Below are 17,101 nucleotides of genomic sequence, written 5' to 3'. Positions count from 1 at the left end.
AAACATCACATCATGAATACAAACAATGAATCAAGCGCGGCACTGTCCGCTCAATCTGTGCAAACAGCCAAAGCGCTGCGCACACTTTATTTTACACGTGTAGGATTTTCGGTAGTATGGGTTATTGCCCTTGTTACGTCACTGAAATCTAACCCCTCACTTGCAAACGCACTTTTTATTATTTACCCGTTATGGGATGCTGTAGCTACCTGGTTTGATATCAAAGCGAATCCGCCGGAAGCCTCCAAAACGCCCCAATATATTAACCTGGCAATTGGCATTGTAACCACCATAGCGATCGCATTGGCCTTACAATCCGGTGTGCCAACTGCAATGATGGTCATTGGTGCCTGGGCTGCAATCACGGGAATCATCCAGCTTATACTTGGCCTAAAGCGACGCAAGATATTCGGCGGTCAATGGCCGATGATCCTAAGCGGCGGACAGTCAATACTTGCCGGTGGCGCTTTTATTGCTATGGCGCATGACCCTAACCATGGTATTTCCAGCCTTGCGGGATACTCCTTATTTGGTGCATTTTACTTTTTGTTAGCTGCGATCCGATTGGGTAAAACCATTAAAACCGGCCCGGTTGCCGCTTAAAGCCGAAAGGCAAGCCGACAATCTTCTATCGTTCATCATTTTACTAAATTCTATGAAAATCAACGTTCTGGTGATCGGCATGCTCTTTTGCAGCGCCGGCACCAATGCTCAAAACATGTTCAGCATGTCCAGTTTGCACCCGGCCGATACCCTCCGGAGCGAGTCTCACGAACAGGCGCTACGTTATCCATCGCTCCGGCAGGCTTCGGTTACGACCGACTTGTTCGGTTCAGGACATTTTGAGTCAAAATTGAACGGTAAAGATTTCTCCAGCGGAGAAAGCCGCAATGCCCGGATCAGCTCTTTCTTCTCCATACCGATCAGCAGCTGGGATGGTAACGTGATCGGCGCAACCATCTATCATAACCAACAGTTCTTTAATATCCGGGAAGCGAATAACCAGCTTGCTGCCCCGCGCGTAAACAAAGGAGACATCTCCAAAAGCACCCTCGGCCTGTCCCTCAACTTTTCAAGGACAGATGCCATTTTTCATACCCCGGTGATCTATTCCGCCGTATTCACCGGATTATCCGACAATCTGAGCTCGGTAAGAAGGTTCAACTTTAACGGCAGCATTACCTTTCCTCTTACGCACACGCCTGATGAGTACTTGTCGGTAGGGGCGCTGGTGCTGATTGACCCTTCTGCTCCCTCTCCGGTGTTGCCTGTAGTCAATTATTTCCGCAAATTGAATAGCAGCGGGCTGCAGCTGATCCTCGACTTTCCTCAGGGCGCATCACTGAAACAGGCGCTTTCCCGTAAAGCGTGGATTTATGTGGGCACTACTGCTAATACGTATGCATCCTTTTATAAATCCGGCGATCCGGCGTTGCCCGGGCGCTTCAGTTTCAACACCATTGAGTTTAAAACAGGACCAGGCTTTGAATATCTGCTTGGACAATATGTTGTCCTGGGGGTCAGCGGTGGCGTTAACAGCATTGCCTCTGCCAGAACCATAGCAAAAGGCAGCAATTATAATGATGCATTTATCAAAACGACGGGTAAATCAGTGCCTTATGGGGAATTCCGGATCTCGCTTTTGCCTTTTTGACAAGCGCAACTCTTAATGGATGGCCAGTGCTTTATTGCTCCTGGCCTTTTTAAACTACATGCAAACTTTTTCATATCGAAGAATTATCCATGAATTATCCTGTAAATGCCACCAATAAACCATTGCGGCATAACACTTGACATTGTTTCTTTGTAGTAGCTAATTATACTTACATAATTCAGTAAGAGACATACTTATGAAAACAGTACTAATCACCGGCGCAAACAAAGGAATTGGTTTTGAAACCGCCAGGCAACTGGCAAAACTTAACTATTTTGTATATTTAGGCAGCAGGAATAAAGAGCACGGACTTGAAGCTGTTCAGAAATTGAACAATCTGGGTATAACTAACGTGGAAACTATTGTAATTGATGTAACCGATTTTAAATCTGTTCGTCAGGCCAGGCATGAATTGGAGGCTAAAATAAGTTCCTTAGATATTTTGATAAATAATGCCGGTATTGCTGGCGACCAACCGCAAACCCTGGCTATCGGAAACATGGAAAACCTGCGCAGGATCTTCGAAACGAATTTTTTTGGTGCAATACAAACCTCGCAGGAATTTCTGCCATTGCTCAGAAAAGCTGGCCAGGCAGCTATCATCAATGTTTCCAGCGAGATTGGATCTCTCGCTGTACACACCGCGCCCGAAAGAAACCCCAACCGTGCGAATTACCATGCCTATGGTACATCCAAAACAGCGTTAAATGCCTTTACCGTTATGTTGGCCAATGAACTTCGTGATACCGGGATCAGCGTTAACAGTGTTACGCCGGGGTATACCGCTTCCGACCTCAACCAGTTTCAGGGTACAAAAACCGCGGATCAAGGTGCAATGCCCATAGTGCAACTGGCAACGCAAGCGCATCCGGGAACTACGGCAAGGTTTTTCCAGGAGGGCGGCGAGTTTCCCTGGTAACTATTGATAACCCAACTATTGAGCTATTTGGCAGGAGGACAACATCGCGTATGATACACGGAGTATTGTACCAGGAAGATTTTAAAATAGACAAAAGATATTTATCTGACAGTTATGAGAATAGTTACGCTTGAAGAACATATTTCCTTGCCGGAAATGGCTGATCAAATACCAAAAGAAGCTTTGGGCGGTTTTGGCCGGTCTGAGCGGATGCAGCAACTTATCCCAAAACTGGCCGATATTACGGGTGAGCGTTTAAAATCAATGGATGACAATGGCATTACCATACAGGTATTGTCTGTGGATAGTTCAGGCGCAAACTTGTTAAGTCCTTATGAAGGCCCGGCTTTTGCCAGGCAATACAATCACCTGATTGCCGAAAAGATTGCAGGTTTTGAAAGTCGGTTCACTGCTTTTGCCCATCTGCCAATGACGGCACCAGTTGCCGCAGCTGACGAATTGGAACGTTCAGTAAAAGAATATAATTTTCGCGGTGCGATGATCCGGGGACTAACAAAGGACAAGTTTTTAGATCAGCCTGAATTTGCACCAATATTTGAACGCGCGCAGAAACTGGATGTGCCTGTTTACCTGCATCCGGGCCTACCGCCAAAACAGGTTGCAGATATTTACTATAGCGGGTTGCCGAATCATTCAGGAATGTCAGAAGCATTGGCCTGTTACGGCTGGGGATGGCATTCAGAAACCGCGCTGCACGTTTTGCGCCTGCTTTATGCGGGCATCTTTGATAAATATCCTAAACTAAACCTCATCATCGGCCATATGGGCGAAATGCTGCCAATGATGATGGCCAGGTCTGAGCGGGCGTTTAAACCCGGAAGCGGGGGCGCCAACCAGCGTACATTAACAGAAACATTTCATCAGCAGGTTCATATTACTACCAGCGGTTTTTTTACACAGCCCCCATTAAAAGTTGCTTTAGATACTTTCGGCATCGATAACATCCTGTTTTCAGTCGACTACCCATTCAGTACGAATGAAATGGGCATTGAATTTTTGAATGCGATTGAACTTCCCGATGAAAAAATTGCAAAGATCGCTCACGGGAATGCAGATAAACTGCTGAATTTAATGATATAAGGGTAATTTTGTGATGATGAATAATATCCCGGTCGATCTTCTGCAGAATAAGACAAGCGCAGGGCTGCAAATCAAAGTTTTCCGGCCCGGTTACGACCAGCAAAACAACACGAAAAACTTCGATGCTCACCGTGATGATCATTATATTTTTTTCCTGCTCACCGCTGGTTCAGGGGCCTTAAAGGTCGACTTCCAGGACATCACACTTGTTGCCCGGCAACTTTACTATGTATTGCCGTCACAAGTACATTCCCTGATAAAAACCGGTCAGGCCGAGGGATGGTTTCTTGCAATAGACACCTCATTAATTGCGCCTGATATCCGGGATGTTTTTGAGTGCAGGCTTAACTTACAGTTGCCCCGCACGCTTACGGATGACGAATTAGTGCAATATTCAAACCTGCTCAACCTCCTTCGTTGTGAATTTAATGAACGGCAGGACGACACGTATTTCCTGCCAATTGTCCATGCCCTTGGGCAAGCATTTTTGGCCATGGCAGCCAGCACCTACAATTATTCAGAAGAACCAAAAAACAATCATACGCGAGCTGCAGAACTTGCCCGGCAGTTTAAGGAACTGCTTAAAACAGGTGTGCTCACAATAAAAAGCCCGTCGGTTTATGCTTCAAAACTTAACGTTACTCCAGGCTATTTGAATGAAGCGGTAAAAAAGGTTACCGGTTCAACGGTGAGCTATTGGATTCAGCAGGAAACATTCAATGAAGCCAGGCGCTTATTATATTATAGCGATATAGATGTAAAGGAAGTTGCTCATAAATTAGGTTATAGTGATTACTCCTATTTTATTCGATCCTTTCGAAAAGCGATGGGTTTGTCGCCTTCAAAATTCAGATCGCTTAATCGTACGTAATCTCCCTGGTCAGGAATTGACCATTATTAACAGTTGATCCATTGACCGGTTTGATATGTGTAGAACCTGAATTTTCAACTCGTTTACTTAAAACCATATAATAAATCACTTCCTAAATCTTCGGCGAATAAGGTAATGAAACGATAGCAGGCCTCCATCGACTACCCGTTTAGCTTTGTCGCGAGGGCTCCTGCTGCCTCTTTGGCTGCCAGATAGCGTTCTGCATCCAATGCCGCCATGCAGCCTGTTCCGGCTGCTGTTATCGCCTGCCGGTAAATGTGGTCCTGAGCGTCACCGGCGCAGAATACGCCAGGGATGTTGGTAGCAGTTGTTCCGGGTATGGTTTTGATATAGCCGGTTTCATCCATGTCCAGCATTCCCCTGAATATCCCCGTGTTGGGGTGGTGGCCAATGGCAACGAACAAGCCAGTTACCGGGATTTGAAGTTGCTGCTGTGTCCGGTTATTCAACAGGCTTACCCCGGTCACATTCAGGCCATCTCCCAGTACTTCCAGCACTTCCGTATTGTACAAAATCTCAATATTCGGCGTATTCCGCACGCGGTCGATCATTGCTTTTGATGCACGGAACTCTTCGCGGCGGACAAGCATGTAAACTTTATTGACCAGTTTGGCCAGGTAAGTCGCCTCTTCCGCCGCTGTGTCACCACCACCCACAAGGGCAATGTCCTGCCCCCTGAAGAAATAACCGTCGCAGACGGCGCAGCCCGAAACACCAAAGCCATTATATCTTGCCTCGGATTCCAGACCGAGCCACTTGGCAGAAGCACCGGTAGAAATGATGACAGTATCTGCTATAACCGTTTTTTTGTCATCTATGATCACTTGGTAGGGATCGTTAGTAAAGTTCGCGGCACTTACATAACCGAAGCGGATATCCGTACCAAACCGGATAGCTTGTTCCCTGAAATCTTCCATCATGTCGGGACCGAGTATCCCTTTTGGATAGCCGGGAAAATTCTCGACATCTGTGGTTTGGGTGAGTTGCCCACCCGGATTCATTCCGGTATACATTACCGGGTTTAAGCCAGCTCTTGTCGCATAAATTGCAGCGGTATAACCGGCAGGCCCTGACCCAATGATCAGGCACTTAATATGTTCTGTTTCCATGATAAATGAAATTGATTTGATTAAAGCGGCGGCTTTCATCGCCACCGCTTAGAAACCAGGATGCAAATGGTTATTACTGATAATTTACAGTAAGTTCGATCTGCACATTGGCTAATGCTTTGGAGATTAAGCAGCTATTTTTAGCCTGTAAGGCGATCTCCTGGAACTCTTCCGGTGAAAGGCCCTCGATCGCTGTTGCAGAAAGCTCAAGCTCGATCAAGCTGATAGAACTTGTTGCCATATCCAGTGAAACTGCAGCCGTTGTGTTCAGGTCACCCGGATAAAATTGCTGTTGAGATAATGCGTAGGCGATAGCCATGGTAAAGCAACCTGCGTGTGCTGCCGCAAGTAATTCTTCCGGATTGGTGCCTGTGCCATCGGCAAAACGGGTGTTAAACGAATATTGTGTTTGATCAAGTACCTGGCTTTGTGTAGATATTGTGCCGTGACCCATTTTAAGGTCTCCCTGCCAAAAGGCTTTTGCTGTTCTTTTCATGATTTTAAACTTTTGTTAGGTCAAAAGTCTGCTTATCGGACGGGTGATTTTTTCACTTAAGTTAAATCCGTCGAAATAAGTTGTCATAAAAATGTTTTATTCAATCAATCAAATAAGTCCGGGGCATGAGGCAAAGTTGCCTGCTGGCTGATGTCGTGATTCAGCCACAATTCAGCGCAGTTCGTTCCACGGATCTGCTGCAACCGGTCTATGGAGGCCACCAACTGAGCTGCATGATTTCGACAACTTTAAATTGGCCCTGGATACTTTACTGGATATAACAACAAACCGCGCATCCCTAAGCGTAATGCCAAAGACTATGTATCTGAAAATTTTGTGTGTTGACAGAAAACAAAAAATCCTGTAAACTATTTATTTACAGGATTTTGTTCATTTTTTTATGATATAGGGCGCGGAGAAGGCAGGCATTTGCCATTCACAACATCATGGGGATAGTAAAGCCTGATTATCTTTCAATCTTTTTCTGATCCTGCTTAGCGATGGGTTGGTGATGCCAAGAAAGGAAGAAATATGATAAGACGGAATTCGCTCAACGATATTAGGATGTTCCTCCAATAGCCTGAGAAATCTTTTCTCGTGAGAGAAGAATACAAACTCCTCTGTGCGTGACTGTGCATAGGCAAAAAATGTTTCCGCCAGCAGCCTGCCGAACTTTCCCCAATTCGGATTTCTTTCATACAAACCGTTGAGATCCTGATAGGATATGAAAATGACCTCAGAATCTTCCATTGCTTCGATAAAATACCAGCAGGGATTTTGCGAGATAAAGCTTCTGAAGGAAACGACGAACTGGTTTTCTGAAAAAAAGAAAAGATTCTTCTCCTCCACGCCGTTGGGTTCACGGTAATAAATACGGAATATTCCTTTGACGACCAGGCCGAGGTCGTTGCAGACCATGCTTTGCATATTGAAGAAATCCCCTTTAGCAATCTTACGCGGCTTCCAAAATGCCTGGCTTTCGGCAATATCCTGGTCCGTTAATGCTGCAAAGTTTCGCAGGTGCCGGGCTAATATTTCATTTTTTTCAATCATCGCAGAATGTTTTAAAGTTCAATAAATGGACACAGTTACCGTTGTAAAACGGTCAAACAGGTCAAATTTCGGCGTTGGTAACCGGTGGAATTTTAACTTAAGTTAAAATTGACCCTCTTTTTTACGTGTACCTTTGGCATCAAAACCCGCTAAGCTGCCTTTTACATGATCTTCATCAACCGGATCTATTGTTAATGCTACATCATAGCCCTGGGTCGTAAAAGAGATCGTTGCCGTTTTATCCTTTTCATCTACCTGGGTGATCTTTGCGGTTTCCTTACCGGTTGAATCCTGTACTACTCCGCCTAACTTACCGTCTTTTCTTTCGAGAACAAAAGTCAATTTTGCATCACCGTTTGGTGTTCCGAAGACCATCACGTCCCACTTGCCAGGGTAATAATCTTTCGTTTGCGCCTTTGCACTCACTACAGCGAACAGGCTTAAAAATACCAGAAGAATTGTCTTAAACTTTTTCATGTTGATTTTAATAGTTGATCTTATGTGCTTAGTTAGCAGTTAATACATTTAGTATGTTTCACTAAATGAAGGTAGAAATAATAATTTATCATTTAGTTAAATTCACTAAATAAATTTTCAAAGCATGATTTTGCCATCTGAAATGTTATTTTTGAACATGCAAACGGAAGAAGAATTTAAGGATTTTATACTTAACGGGCACCTGCATTATATCCCAAACGTATCCATCGACTGTGCGATTTTCGGGTATCATGAGCAACAGCTCAAATTACTGCTTATCAGACACAGAAATATGGATAGCTGGAGCTTGCCTGGTGGTCATATTAAACGTACCGAAAAGCTTGTGGAAGCTGCTACCCGTAATGTTAAGGTCCGCACCGGGGTTGACAATCTCTTTTTACAGCAATTTAAAACCTTTGGTGATCCCGATCGCATTCAGTTTGACAAGTTTGACAAAAAAAAATGGCTCGAAATTACGGGACTGGCTTCGTGGGAAGGCAACTGGCTTATGAACCAAACCATTACTGTTGGCTTTTACGCCATAACTGATTTTTCGAAAACCATACTTCAAACTGATATTAGTACTGAAGCGTGCGCCTGGTTTGACATTGGCAGCTTACCCCCGTTAGAGTTTGACCATGACGAAATAGTACGGGATGCGCTGCATACCATGCGGCTGCATCTGTATCACTATCCGATTGGTCTAAATATGCTGCCCGAAAAGTTCACACTAAGCGAAATCCATGCGCTGTATGAAACCTTGCTGGGAAAAAAACTGGACATCAGCAATTTCCCTAAGAAGTTAATAGCGCTCAAATTGTTAAAAAAACTGGAGGAAAAGCGAAGTATCGGGGCACACCGTTCACCACATTTGTACAGCTTTGATAAAGAGAAGTATGAATTGGCATTGAAAGAAGGATTAGTATTAAGTTAAAAAGAAAGATGGAGTTGAATTTAACCGTTTGATCTCAGCGGCATGTACATATGATTAGTAAACTGCCTTAACACGAAACTTTGTTGATTTCCATTTTATCGTTTTTCAAAAAGCGTATAATATCGTTCACCGGCAGGGCGTCACCTAAATACTGGTTATAATAAGCATATTTGATACAGCCATCTTCATCGATAAGAAAATCTCCCCCCAACGTATTGGTACGGCCTTCCGGACAGAAATTTTCCTTAAATCTCCGGCGCCCTTCTTCCCCCTTGGCAAATGCGCCTTTGTACATAGAATAAAGTATTTTCAGAGTGCTTTGCTCAATGTCGTATAAGGAATAGAGATCATATTCCGGATTGGCGATCATCCGGGCGTAAAACGACTCACCGTGACTGTAGCGCTGAAGATTTTCGCTGCTGCTTTCATAAACTGCCAGTACCACCAGACCCATCTCACTGAAATAGCAGTCTAATGCCTCAAGTTCGAGAAAACGAAGGTTCGTGAACGGGCATCCTACGTGCCTGTAAAATGTAAGCAGGATCTTTTTTCCTTTTAAATCGCTAACGCGGACGGTGTTTCCCGAAATGTCTTTGGCCTGAAAGTCAGGAGCCAGTTGATTTTCAATTAATGGCATAGTAATCGTTTTCGCAGCCTGCAGGCCTTCGCCCGCCGGCTTAATCAATAGTTCGTTTATTTATTCGTCACTAAGCTCGGGTGATTTGCAATTGTTATTTTTCACTTAAGTTAATCTCGTAGTTATTTTTTGCACAATTTAGTCGCGAAGCCAACGAATTTATTAATAGTAATCTGATGGTGGCCTTTTTAGAAATACCGCTTGACCGCAACCGTCACGAAAATTCAGGCAAAAGCCTCAAGTCATAAGTCTTGAGGCTTTCTTTTGTTTAAAGCTTTCGGCAGCACATCCCGATTTTTATCCTCGGCATATTATTATTTACCGAAGGAAAACTGTACCAAAATACTAAGCAGATTTTTTCCAATATGTATAGCTAATAACAGGAGGAGCCAGCAAATTATCTTCGGCATGTTCGGCTATTTTGTTCACGTTTACCTGCGGATTGATCTTTCGGCCGCGGGCTTTTAGCTCGTTTAAAATATTTCCCCTGGTCTTTGCCACTTCATCTGCAATTATCGTCTTCTTTAAAACCTTTATGCCATCTTCGGGATTGGTTGGTCCAGGGACAAGTTGTGGGTTCGCGAATTTTATATCGTGGCCGTAAGGCTTATGGAAGTATTCTAAATTTTCTAATTCAATTGGACAGATGCTTTTTGGCGCTACCGATTGCGGACTTATCCTGAAACCTACCAGGACATTTTCTATCATTGCATCATCGTCAAAGCCGGTCGCCCGTTTTTCCCATAATGATTTTGGCACATTGCGAAGAATGGCAGTGACATCATACTTACGGGTATTCTTCTCTACTTTGTAACCCAGGTTAATGGTAACTTCATGTATCGATTGAAAGTCGTCATTTTCCACATTGACCATTCCGACACCGAATTCGGTATTTCTGCCGTCCAGTTCGTTTTCATTGGTTACATTGTAAGGTACCTCGTTGCCGGCACTGTCCAAAATTTTTATACTGTACTCTTTCGCCGGGTAAATGGTATAACTTTCAAAAGCGGCACGATCACGGGAAACGATCCAGTTAACATCGCTTTTGTCTTCGGGCCTCATCTCCTTAACTAAGCCATCTGTCGGTTTGCTGTAACAATATGGACTGTTTCGTTCAACAGTTTCTCCGTTGGATAACAAAACTGTTTCCTTATTATTTGACGGAGGCAGGAACGATTCTTTAAATTCCTCCCAGCTAATTGCTGCCGGTGCGAGGTTATTTGCTGCGCCGAAGGAGACATCAAAAGAAATGATCCATAGATGGATCCGGGCAATGCCTGAAAAATCAGGCCCCCAAATAGACAGGTCTGCACCGATGCTTACCGATATGGTTTCGGTTATGGTTGTAAACAGCAGATCGATACTGAAGGTGTAGGAAACGCCGAACGAGACATACATGCGGGCCTTGTAATAATAAGGCTTCCATGCAATCAGAAAATCAGCCCCCATAATAAACCAGGCCTTTAGGTTACCGCTGTTGTAAGTAGCTTCCAGCACACCGCCGGCCATAAGACAGGTTGGTGTTAAGGCAAAATACATAGCCCCCTTTACCAGTATCTCCTTGCTTACCTGCCAGTTGAAACCGAGTCGCGGAACTTTGGGATAGTGCTCAGGTACCTTAAAATCTGGATGATAACCACCGAGCGTTAGCACAAAATCTCCCTCGTGCTCATTTGGCGCTGTCCACAGGTAAAAGGCAAAACCGCCGGAAAGAACACATTTTTTTGACAATATGTACGAGGCCGGCGTTAGTTTCGCTTCGGCAAAAAACACGCCTTTTTCTGGAAGAATGCGGGCATTAAGCGCCAGTTGTGCATATGCCACAAGCGTTTCGGGTTTTTTATCAGGTGTGGCAGCCGGGATAGAGACTTCCGAAACACCTATAACTCCAATTTCGAAATTTGTACCGAAGAAGACCGATAATAGCGCGTACGATTGCACCAGTTGGAACGATGTAAATTGTATACCGGCAGCCAGCCAGTTTTGCCCTATAGCAACCGGAACGAGCTTTTTTTCCATCAGCACTTTCAGGGCTGCTTTAGGATCGCTGCCGTTAAACGGGCTTTCTTTGCCGGGTACAAAAGCTTGTACCAATGGAAAATCAGCTACCGTATCAATCGTAGGTAGTTTCAAATCGCGGTTGTAACCAAAGCCGGCTGCAAGGCCGGTAACAAAGAAGCATGGCGGCCCGCCGGGAGCAGGCGAAGTAAGCATAGCAAATACAAACAACGATGTTTCTTTTTGTTTAGTTTTTTCGTTTTCCACAGATGCGTACGACCCTAATGCCGACATCCGGAAATTTTGAAGACTGATAACTGCGGTGCCGCTATACTCTGTAACATTATCGGCACGGCTTTTCAGGAAACTGCCGCCTATCTCAACCGGGCCGCTTTTATAGTTAACATTTACACCGCTTAACTCAAAAGCAGGCTCGAACTTATCAATAGGATTGCTTACACCCAAAGACAGCATCTCTATTTTAAGCACTGAAAATACCAGTCCTGCATCAATCAATAAGCTCACCCGCTTGTCTTTATAACCGATACCTACCCTATTAAAATGTACAGGACCGATATTCTTTTGAAGATCACGCCATTTTATGCCATCGTCTCCATCCGTATTGGTTAGTATAAGCGCCGCCTGTTTCTTTTGCGCTGAATTAAATTCATATTCATAGCTGTTATCTGCACCCAAATTCAGATCGATAACCGCATAAACAGCTTTTGCCAGATCTTTTTCCGATTCGGGCAGGGTTGGATACTCTTCATCGTCTTTAGCACTGATAAGCTTGTTAAATGTTTTTATCTCATCGGCTTCAACAGTAGCTGAAACGCCTATAAATCTGAACCCATTCAACCCAACATCCTTGCCGGCAATAGCGGCCAGATCAGTGCCTATAAGCGGTAGCTTTTCAAGTTTTACATCGGTGCTCATGTTGATGCCAAATGCATAGATCCACTTACCATCAGTTTTTTTGGCCACAAATATTGCTTTACCATAATTGGCCGAAACTGCCCGGAATACAAACGCCTGCTGGTCAAAATGATACTGTAAGGCTGCCCTTTTCAGCGCCAGGTCAAAGCCTTCGGGTATAGCAGGTAGCGGCCCCAGGTTGAATACCGAAACAATATCTCCAAATTGAAGCCATCCGCCTGGTTTGTCAGTGCTCCAGCTTGCGAAAAGCGTGTTTTCATCTTCGCCACTGGAGAAATCAAGTTTAAACAACGAAGTTTTGATGATAGCCTCGCCCGACAAAGTTTTTTGATAGCCTTTCCCTGCTTGAGTCATATCGAATTTCATCGATATCAAAAGCGTTTCGTCTTGGCCAACTTTTATTTCACCGTTTACCCCAAAATCAAACTCCTTTGTACCTGTATGGAACCTGGTATGCAGATTCTGCAGGCTAATGCTTTCCACCCATTTCGGTGGGTTGCCCGCTTTAAAATTTTTGGCCAGCCAGGCAATGAATTTCCCCATCGGGATAGGCTGATCTTTACCTGTTTTCCCGGTAAACTCCCAGCCGTTTTTTTTATCCCCTGCCTTATAATTTGCCGTTACATTTACATCAACCGAATCTATTTTCAGCGTTCCAACAAAATCGGCCGTCCGCTTTTTGTTCTTTGACTCATATTTCAGATCAAAGCTCAGATCGTTAACACTCAGCTCAACGCTCTGTTCGGCATTGATCTCCCATGCGCCGTTAACATTTATCATGAAAGAATAATCGCTGCCGCTGGCCATGAAATCAAGCTTGTCAACATCCAGCAACTCGGGCACACCTGCAGATTTACCCACAAATTGATCAATAAAGTCCTTCATGCTTAGTACAGAACCTTTTTTGAGCTGGCCATGTACTTTAAAATCAGGATAATGACCGTCTATGGACAAAGTGGCATTTTTTGTAAGCGTTACTTCGCCATCAATGCGAAGGGCTGTTGTGCGTTTCTCCTTATTAAATGGATCAGATATGGTATATTGCAGAACAATTTCCCCGGCGTTAAAAGGGTTTTCGTTAACCTTGGCTATCTCCCATTCTTTTTTGCTTTTCAGTTTGAATCCGGCTACCTTAACTTTCTTTTCCTTAATAGCAATCTCCATATAAAGCTTCGCCATATCTACGTAGTCTTCGATATCGAAATTTTTCGGAAGAACGCCCTTTAGGTTAATATCATCTAACAAGCCCTCTATGGCGTTTAACCCAAGGTTTATTCCCTGCCCAATCCTGGCTTCGAAAATAAGGGACGACGAAAAATCGGTTAGTTTAGCAGCTATTACTATCCCGGCTTCGTCTTTGAGTGGCAGCCGCGTGGACAATTCAATAAACGGTACAACAGATTTGGCCCCCTGTACAGCATCTTCAATGGTATCGCTCGTTATTTTAAACGTGAGTGTAAAGGTGCCCAGCTTGCCGAGACTGACATTTACAATATCGGGCCCCGTAAGATCAAGCGAAACGAACTTTTCGCCATTTTCTTTCAATATCACCGGCCCCTTTACATCCTCCTTATCTATGCCCAGGAAATCCCTTATCTGCTCTGGTATTTTGCTGATATCGGTGGTGCCCTCAAACGTTAAACCCGCCGGCCTGCTCTTTTTAGCGTCAGACAATAGATAGAATGTCGGCTTGGTCGCGGCGTCATCCTTAAAAGGAATTTTATCGGCAATGGTTCCGTCAAAGGCGGGTATCGCTTTGTTAAGCTTCCAGCCTTTATCTTCGGCCACCGCCTTCATGTGCAAAGCGGCCTCATTGTTAACCAGGTAAAATTCCGCTTCCACCGCCAGGTTCACAAACGGTTTGGCAATCCCCGTACCTTTCACCGTAATGGTTTCACCCGTTATCGACTCAACCGATGCCGATGACAGCCCGAGAGTTGCCCCGGCAAGGTAGTCGGCACCCAAATCTTTTAGCCTGGGCAGGCCGGTGGTATCCAGTTTAAACGACCCTGCGATTAAGCTGTTTTCAATCAATTGTTTTAGCTCGTTAAAGCTCATAGCATGTTTCGACATGATTTGTAAAATATGATTATACCGGTTTATAAATGGATACAACACTCATATTAAGTTGAGTATTTGGTGTAATTACGTCTGTGGCACCCCACCTGGTACGTTCTGAATAACATTCCTTTGTAACGTAAACATTGTAGCACTCCTTAGTTTCGATAATTGTGGTAACCATTGGATTTCCGGTCGCCGCGCCTGTAGAAACAGGCGTACCCACCGTACCTAATTTCAGGTTGATTACAGTAAGTGTTCTTGTACGATGACTGCCTACAAATAGCAAATCCTCATCTGCTGACAATGTAAGGCATGACGGTGTATTGATGGATGCATAAACGGCTTTGCTCGAACCGTCTTCGGTATTTACTACCACTACTTTATTTTCTTTTATACAAGCCACGTACAAAGTTTTTTCATCATTACTCAGCACCATATCAAATGGTTGTCCGCCAACGTCGATCAGTTTTTCGTCAAGACATTTTTTATCGGTTAGGAATACGGTTATAAAGTTTTGACCTTCGGAAGCTAAATACATCTTATGTTTAGCCGACAGCGGCTTTGGCTCTGTCATGAGAATAGTCTTGTCGTATTTAAGATCTACGTTTGTAAAGGAGATCTGACCTTCCGTTTTGTAATTCGCGCAATGGATACGCTTATCATTATATGAAATATAAAATACCGATGAATTGCTTGCATCAAAACCGATAAGCGTAGGGCCATCCGTTATAAGTTCATTCATTAGTCCGGGCTTTAATTTTGGTAACGGAAGCTTTCCATCACTTTCAAAATAAGTTGCGCGTTGCGGGCCGGAAATTACGCCGGTATTAACATTAATCTCATTTTCACGGGTCGAAGATGTGGAATTGTAGGTTATAAAAAGCTTACTGCCATCGGGCGAAAACCTCATTGGCGTTGCGATATCTTCAGAATCTGGCAGCCTGAAAGGCATAGGAACAATAAGGGCACCTACAATATAATAAACACCCGTTTGGTGTCCTGGGCGTGTACTGTAAAGGGGCAATAACTTTTGTTCTATCGGTTCAAGCGCAAAGCAATCTCTTTTGGTAGAATATGTCCCGACCCTCCCTTTCTTTTCGGCATGAATCGCGTACATCTCATCTCGCCCGCAATGCGCCATTAAATACTTAAAAGTCTTACCCTCATCATTAGGTAAGAAAAGGTTATACAGTAGTGTTCTTGGCCGGTCCCCTGGGCTGTCACCCGGGAAATTAAATGGTATAGTTGTAAGATTATCATACGCATATATCTTTATCGTTTTACTTACATTCGGAAGTTCATCACCATAAGAGCGGGCCACCAACTTATACTCACCCGGGCCATCAATTTCAATTTCCCTTTTACTGATATCTAATTCTACATCGCCTTTAAACAGCTTTAACTGACTGGCATCACGCACATTCCATGCAAATGTCACTTTCGTGGCTACACCTTTCTTAATTACATTCGGCGTAGCGGTAAATGAGACAATTTCTGCTATACGCTGTTTTACGTTGGCCGCAACACTTAAACTTGATTTGGAACCGTTTGGGCCATAAGCCGTGGCCTTAAAAGTAGTAACCAGCGCCGTTGGTGGCACAGGCAGCGCTTCAAATTCACACTGTGTCAGCTCAATCTTGTGTTCGCCCGGCCCTGGCGCGGTACTTAAAACCACGCGTTCTCTTTCTCGGGTCTCGTAGGTAATTTCAACCATCCTTGCAAGCGATGAATCCCAACAGAGTTTAAGATTTTCGCCAATGTTGATGGTCTCCGCGTCTCTTTGCAGGCTAATCATACCGGGCTTTACCACCGATTTTTTCTCTATCTGAAACCTATATACGTCATCGGCATAGGCGCCAAAGTTGTTAACCTGCACATACATAAGGCTTACCCCTTGCAGGGCCTGCTCCGGTGTTACTATACCTCGAACATTGAATGAAAAAGTTGTGTACTGGTTTATTGTTTGCGGTTCAGGAATAAGTTCCCAAAAAGGATTGTCGTCATTGTGCCTTACCATCCATTTGGTTTGATTGGCATTGATCTCGATATCGTTACCTTTACTTTGCGTGGTTACCTCGTAAGGATAAGAACCAAACATGAACATCACCCTGATAGTTGGTTTCCTGGTCTCATCGGTAACCTCAGGGATAACGATATCGTCTTCGGCGGTAAGAATCAGTTTGAAACCGTTTTTTATTTTTGCAAATGGATCGTAATTGATATAAATCGGAATTGCTTCGCGATTGGGAGTAATTTCCTGAGTTCTGCCGCTTTTAGTGTTATTGCAAGGAAACCCTGTTTGGTTGTTTACAGGGTGTATCGGATCGGTAAACCCGGCAACAAGAGGCAGGCGGTCTTTGGTTTTATCCGGATCTTTTACGGTAATCCCCTTTATTATAGGAGGTTCCACATTTTCGTAATCCGGTATATCAGTGGTTTTTATAGAAAAATATCCAGGATCAAAGCTTTTACAAATAATATTTTTGATCACAAAACTGAGTTTCTGACCGGGGGCCACTACTACATCGCCTTTGGGTGTAAGCTTCCATTCCGCATATTTCCTTTTAGAATTTATATCCAAATCGCATTTCCAGCCTTCAGGCAGACTGATAATGAAATCCTTTACCGGGTCATCATTATCTTTTTTCAGGAAAGCCATATTAAACTGAATAGCTGATGTTTTTTCGCCAACCTTAAATATTACATCCGCTGTTGATATGTTTTCAAAGCTGAAAGTAAGCTGGTTAACAGTGGGATCGTCGGTACGGAACAGGTCGTTTTTGTTGTTCTTATTAACCACAATAAAATTTTTCTCGTTAAATATCTTTGCCATG

13 protein-coding genes are annotated in these 17,101 nt (G+C 44.0%); 6 read left to right on the top strand and 7 right to left on the bottom strand.

Features of this window, described 5'->3' with window-relative positions; all coding sequences use genetic code 11:
* Nucleotides 1-12 precede the first annotated feature (12 nt).
* The 5 genes from AC1DRQ_RS05355 (at nt 13) to AC1DRQ_RS05335 (ending at nt 4,545) form a co-directional block, all read left to right on the top strand.
* Nucleotides 13-603, top strand: coding sequence for a hypothetical protein (locus AC1DRQ_RS05355; RefSeq protein WP_477422687.1), 591 nt, complete (start codon nt 13-15; stop codon nt 601-603).
* Between the two features lie 52 nt (nt 604-655).
* Nucleotides 656-1,654, top strand: a complete 999-nt coding sequence (locus AC1DRQ_RS05350; RefSeq protein WP_477422686.1) for a hypothetical protein — start codon at nt 656-658, stop codon at nt 1,652-1,654.
* A gap of 196 nt (nt 1,655-1,850) precedes the next feature.
* Nucleotides 1,851-2,573, top strand: a complete 723-nt coding sequence (locus tag AC1DRQ_RS05345) for an SDR family oxidoreductase (protein WP_477422684.1) — start codon at nt 1,851-1,853, stop codon at nt 2,571-2,573.
* Nucleotides 2,574-2,687: 114 nt separating this feature from the next.
* Nucleotides 2,688-3,674: an amidohydrolase family protein gene (locus AC1DRQ_RS05340; protein ID WP_477422683.1), complete on the top strand. Its 987-nt coding sequence runs from the start codon at nt 2,688-2,690 to the stop codon at nt 3,672-3,674.
* Between the two features lie 13 nt (nt 3,675-3,687).
* Nucleotides 3,688-4,545 (top strand): helix-turn-helix domain-containing protein, encoded by an 858-nt coding sequence (locus tag AC1DRQ_RS05335; protein WP_477422682.1) that lies wholly within the window; start codon nt 3,688-3,690, stop codon nt 4,543-4,545.
* Between the two features lie 161 nt (nt 4,546-4,706).
* Here AC1DRQ_RS05335 and trxB read toward each other — a convergent pair whose 3' ends face one another.
* The 4 genes from trxB to AC1DRQ_RS05315 form a co-directional block, all read right to left on the bottom strand.
* Complete coding sequence (trxB, locus tag AC1DRQ_RS05330) at nt 4,707-5,714, bottom strand: thioredoxin-disulfide reductase (protein ID WP_477422680.1); 1,008 nt, start codon at nt 5,712-5,714, stop codon at nt 4,707-4,709.
* A gap of 34 nt (nt 5,715-5,748) precedes the next feature.
* Entirely contained in the window at nt 5,749-6,171 is a 423-nt protein-coding gene (locus AC1DRQ_RS05325; RefSeq protein WP_477422678.1) for an OsmC family peroxiredoxin, read from the bottom strand.
* A gap of 444 nt (nt 6,172-6,615) precedes the next feature.
* Complete coding sequence (locus AC1DRQ_RS05320) at nt 6,616-7,224, bottom strand: Crp/Fnr family transcriptional regulator (protein WP_429396666.1); 609 nt, start codon at nt 7,222-7,224, stop codon at nt 6,616-6,618.
* Nucleotides 7,225-7,326: 102 nt separating this feature from the next.
* On the bottom strand, nt 7,327-7,701 hold the full coding sequence (locus tag AC1DRQ_RS05315; protein WP_477422676.1) for a hypothetical protein: 375 nt from the start codon (nt 7,699-7,701) through the stop codon (nt 7,327-7,329).
* Nucleotides 7,702-7,858: 157 nt separating this feature from the next.
* Between AC1DRQ_RS05315 and AC1DRQ_RS05310 the strand changes: the two genes are divergently transcribed.
* Complete coding sequence (locus AC1DRQ_RS05310) at nt 7,859-8,635, top strand: NUDIX hydrolase (RefSeq protein ID WP_477422674.1); 777 nt, start codon at nt 7,859-7,861, stop codon at nt 8,633-8,635.
* 67 nt (nt 8,636-8,702) lie between these two features.
* Here the strand turns inward: AC1DRQ_RS05310 and AC1DRQ_RS05305 are convergent, their stop codons facing one another.
* From AC1DRQ_RS05305 to AC1DRQ_RS05295, 3 genes are all read right to left on the bottom strand, one after another.
* Entirely contained in the window at nt 8,703-9,320 is a 618-nt protein-coding gene (locus tag AC1DRQ_RS05305; protein ID WP_429396660.1) for a redoxin domain-containing protein, read from the bottom strand.
* A 297-nt stretch (nt 9,321-9,617) separates the two neighbouring features.
* Nucleotides 9,618-14,279, bottom strand: coding sequence for a DUF6603 domain-containing protein (locus AC1DRQ_RS05300; RefSeq protein WP_477422673.1), 4,662 nt, complete (start codon nt 14,277-14,279; stop codon nt 9,618-9,620).
* Between the two features lie 16 nt (nt 14,280-14,295).
* Nucleotides 14,296-17,100: a YncE family protein gene (locus AC1DRQ_RS05295; RefSeq protein WP_477422671.1), complete on the bottom strand. Its 2,805-nt coding sequence runs from the start codon at nt 17,098-17,100 to the stop codon at nt 14,296-14,298.
* Nucleotide 17,101: the final 1 nt, after the last annotated feature.

The sequence above is a fragment of the Mucilaginibacter sp. P4_E8 genome, assembly GCF_056401495.1.
Note: the sequence above shows the minus strand (reverse complement) of the source record. Positions and strands in the feature narration are given on the sequence as shown.

What these genes read in the sequence shown, in the direction of transcription:
- AC1DRQ_RS05355 (WP_477422687.1), top strand. Translation starts at nt 13, where the DNA reads ATGAATACAAACAATGAATCAAGCGCGGCACTGTCCGCTCAATCTGTG.
- AC1DRQ_RS05350 (WP_477422686.1), top strand. Translation starts at nt 656, where the DNA reads ATGAAAATCAACGTTCTGGTGATCGGCATGCTCTTTTGCAGCGCCGGC.
- AC1DRQ_RS05345 (WP_477422684.1), top strand. Translation starts at nt 1,851, where the DNA reads ATGAAAACAGTACTAATCACCGGCGCAAACAAAGGAATTGGTTTTGAA.
- AC1DRQ_RS05340 (WP_477422683.1), top strand. Translation starts at nt 2,688, where the DNA reads ATGAGAATAGTTACGCTTGAAGAACATATTTCCTTGCCGGAAATGGCT.
- AC1DRQ_RS05335 (WP_477422682.1), top strand. Translation starts at nt 3,688, where the DNA reads ATGATGAATAATATCCCGGTCGATCTTCTGCAGAATAAGACAAGCGCA.
- trxB (WP_477422680.1), bottom strand. Translation starts at nt 5,714, where the DNA reads ATGAAAGCCGCCGCTTTAATCAAATCAATTTCATTTATCATGGAAACA.
- AC1DRQ_RS05325 (WP_477422678.1), bottom strand. Translation starts at nt 6,171, where the DNA reads ATGAAAAGAACAGCAAAAGCCTTTTGGCAGGGAGACCTTAAAATGGGT.
- AC1DRQ_RS05320 (WP_429396666.1), bottom strand. Translation starts at nt 7,224, where the DNA reads ATGATTGAAAAAAATGAAATATTAGCCCGGCACCTGCGAAACTTTGCA.
- AC1DRQ_RS05315 (WP_477422676.1), bottom strand. Translation starts at nt 7,701, where the DNA reads ATGAAAAAGTTTAAGACAATTCTTCTGGTATTTTTAAGCCTGTTCGCT.
- AC1DRQ_RS05310 (WP_477422674.1), top strand. Translation starts at nt 7,859, where the DNA reads ATGCAAACGGAAGAAGAATTTAAGGATTTTATACTTAACGGGCACCTG.
- AC1DRQ_RS05300 (WP_477422673.1), bottom strand. Translation starts at nt 14,279, where the DNA reads ATGTCGAAACATGCTATGAGCTTTAACGAGCTAAAACAATTGATTGAA.
- AC1DRQ_RS05295 (WP_477422671.1), bottom strand. Translation starts at nt 17,100, where the DNA reads ATGGCAAAGATATTTAACGAGAAAAATTTTATTGTGGTTAATAAGAAC.